A 3,037-nucleotide genomic window follows, 5' to 3' on the forward strand; every position below is an offset into this window, starting at 1 on the left:
ACCTACGACCAATTGGTTAAAAGCCAACTGCTCTACCAACTGAGCTAACGACCCGCAAACAAACAGCTACGCAAGCTGAATGTTTAAAGTGGCTCCCCGAACTGGACTCGAACCAGTGACCCAATGATTAACAGTCATTTGCTCTACCAACTGAGCTATCGGGGAACTATTTCGTGATGCTTCAGCAGCGTTTGGCTGCGTCGTTGTCATCACTCAACGGCGGCGAATGATAATGACTCTGAGATTTTCGTCAACCTCTTTTTACAACAGTGGTTATATGTTTGCGGTACCTACCTGTCATTACAGGTGTATACTCGTACCCTTGGACAGAAAAAAGAATGCATCCATGGCACAGGATGACTGCGGAAAAACAACTCCAATCAATGGATCCAGAGCGACTACCGCTGATAATTCGGCTATAAAGCTGATGAACGGCATTCGTCGGCTGGTGCTGGACTCTCTATCTGAAGGGCTCGACCAGACCCTGACCCTGACGGACGATATGCTTTTCACTCAGGCTGAAAAAGCATCAAGCAATATAGAGCAGACTCTCTACTTCGACACGATGCGGGACATTCGCCGTAACCGATCCCAAATTACCCGGGCATTTCACAGCAAAATTTCGGAGTATTTCAGAAATTTCCCACCGAAAACAAAGCAAGCCTCCAGCAGCAAGGTGGGGGAAATAGAATTTGACGAAGGCTCCATATCCTTACTGAATACAGATGTTTATGAGGATACTCTGCTGGTTACCAATCTCAGCAATGCGGTTCAGAAGCAGTGCCATGAAGCCTTGTTTAGCATAGAAAAGCGACTGGCAGTCCTTAACCAGGGGCACCCGGTTAGAGATCAGGACAACCCCTTGCATCCAAAGCTTATTGCTGAGAGTTTTGCCTTATCGATAGACAGCCGCAGTATTCACAACCAGATCAAGCCAGATATTTACTACCTGTTTGAACAGCAGATTATGGGGCGCCTGAAGAAGCTCTACGAACAGATCAATGCCCGCTTTATTGAGGCTGACATTTTGCCAAACCTTCGCCCCTGCGCAATTATCAAACAGGACAGCAGCAGACCCGTCGCCATGCTGAAAAAAGCAGCGACAACAGTTGCTCCGACAACAACCGCAGCCTGCCTTCTGTTCCAGCTTCATGAGCGTTCATCTTCTTCGGAAACGGCGGTGTACTCCAAAAATGATTTAATATCTGCATTGTCACAACTTCAGGAACAGGCTCTGCGAGGGGATTATCGTCCCTTCACTGGCTCGAAGGGTGCCGAAGATTTTAAAACATCAATTATTTCCGCACTGAAAAAAGAGGGGAATGAAACCACTCACCTGAACGAGGATGACGAAAGCGACCTGAGCATGATTGGTCATATTTTTGAGCAGGTTTCTCAGGATCCCCAGCTTCCTGGCCAGTACAACAGCCTGCTTACCAAAATGTCTCTACCCTGGGCACGCATAGCTCTCGACAACCCAAAATTTCTGGAAGATGACCACCATCCTGCCAAACAGCTGCTGGATGAAATGGCAAATGCTGCCGAGCAATTTCAAGACACTAATATGTTTGCCCGCAATGTTTACCAACAGTGTCAGACCATTATCAACGTTTTGTGCCGGGAAACCCGAATTCGGAAATATCGCCTGAGTGAACTGCTGGACGGTTTCCAGAAACACCTTGCTCTGCTGCTACAAAAGGCAGAAATGGTTGAACAGCGCAATATTGAAGCGGGTAAGGGACAGGAGGCTCTGCTCAACGCCAGAGCCTGGGCAGAAACACTGGTAAAAGATAGCACTCGGACCATACCGTTAAAAAAATTCAGCGATCGCTTCCTGTACACAACCTGGATAGATGCTCTCGTTTTTCACTTTCTTTGCCTTCGAAGCCCGGAGAACCTGGAACACTGCAAAGAGCTGACAGACAGACTGGTAGATACACTCGCCAGACCAGGTTGCACGCCAGAGGATTTCAATCCTGTCGCGGAGAAGGTGGCTGCCTTTTTGAAGCAGCAAGGCAGCTTCCCAGAATCAACCGTGGATCGCCTTCTTCAGGAACTGGCCAGAGATGCTTACGATGAAGACGCTGACCTGAACCTGCTGACACAATTCAATCAGCAGCTCCATCATCCCACTGACACCCCAGAACAAAGCAACAGCTTTATTCCCCCAGCCACCGATAAGATCATTACCAGACTTCGCCCAGGCGTTTGGTGCCAATCGATGAATGACAGAGGGGAACCCCGCCGCTGGAAACTGGCTTGGCACAGTCAAAAAGGAAGCCTGTTCCTGTTTGTCGACGGCGCAGGACAGAAAACCGCCATGATTGACCGCAGCACACTGGCGAACTGGCTAATGCAGGGAAGGCTGATATTTCAGCCAAAAGAGGCCCCGCCCCTTTTGGCTCGAGCAATGAACAAAGTTGCCCACAAAATAAAAACAACAAAATAAAAACAACAAAATAAAAACAACAAAATAATAACGGAATAACCATGAGCACAGGTAAAAAGGGTGATTCCCACTCTGAGAAGCGGCGGGAAATCAGGAAACAGCTATCCAGGCCTTTTGATACTTTCAACAGTCTTACCGATGAGCCCATTGGCCAGCTGGTTAACCTTTCCCAGAGCGGCTTTATGCTCAGCAGCCAAACATCCATCCCCGAAGGCATTATTCTTCAGTGCCGGGTCGATATAGTAAAAGAGAACGGCCAGGGGCATTCCGTAAACATTGGCGCAGAATCTCTCTGGAAGAAGTCAGGCCATAGTAATCAGCAACACTGGAGTGGGTTCCGCATTCTGGATATCAGCAACCAGGATTTGCTGTTAATACAAGAACTTCTGGAAGCCCATTAACAGGCGGCATCTGCTTAACTGTATCTGTAAGGAGTAAAAGGACAGGGAAAGGCAGTGGATGACTTGAACATTGGAGGTAGCAAACCCCGCTCTTCCAGCTCGGTGAGTGACAGTAACTCGTCACTTTCTAGCTCATCCGCTAGAAACTTTCAAAAGCATTTACCAACCGGTGACAGAGACAGCGTAC

General features: G+C 48.3%; 2 protein-coding genes and 1 tRNA gene. 2 read left to right on the forward strand and 1 reads right to left on the reverse strand.

Annotation, left to right across the window (positions count from 1 at the left end; all coding sequences use genetic code 11):
* Positions 1 to 89 precede the first annotated feature (89 nt).
* Positions 90 to 165: transfer RNA gene (locus QMA35_RS21190), tRNA-Asn, on the reverse strand.
* A 181-nt stretch (positions 166 to 346) separates the two neighbouring features.
* Here QMA35_RS21190 and QMA35_RS21195 point away from each other — a divergent pair.
* Together QMA35_RS21195 and QMA35_RS21200 are read left to right on the forward strand one after the other, a co-directional pair.
* Positions 347 to 2,449: a DUF1631 family protein gene (locus QMA35_RS21195; RefSeq protein WP_281649130.1), complete on the forward strand. Its 2,103-nt coding sequence runs from the start codon at positions 347 to 349 to the stop codon at positions 2,447 to 2,449.
* 41 nt (positions 2,450 to 2,490) lie between these two features.
* A complete protein-coding gene (locus QMA35_RS21200; RefSeq protein WP_281649131.1) occupies positions 2,491 to 2,850 on the forward strand; it encodes a PilZ domain-containing protein in 360 nt (119 codons plus the stop codon).
* The last annotated feature ends 187 nt before the right edge of the window (positions 2,851 to 3,037 follow it).

It is taken from the genome of Parendozoicomonas sp. Alg238-R29, assembly GCF_947331445.1.
Taxonomy (GTDB): domain Bacteria; phylum Pseudomonadota; class Gammaproteobacteria; order Pseudomonadales; family Endozoicomonadaceae; genus Sansalvadorimonas.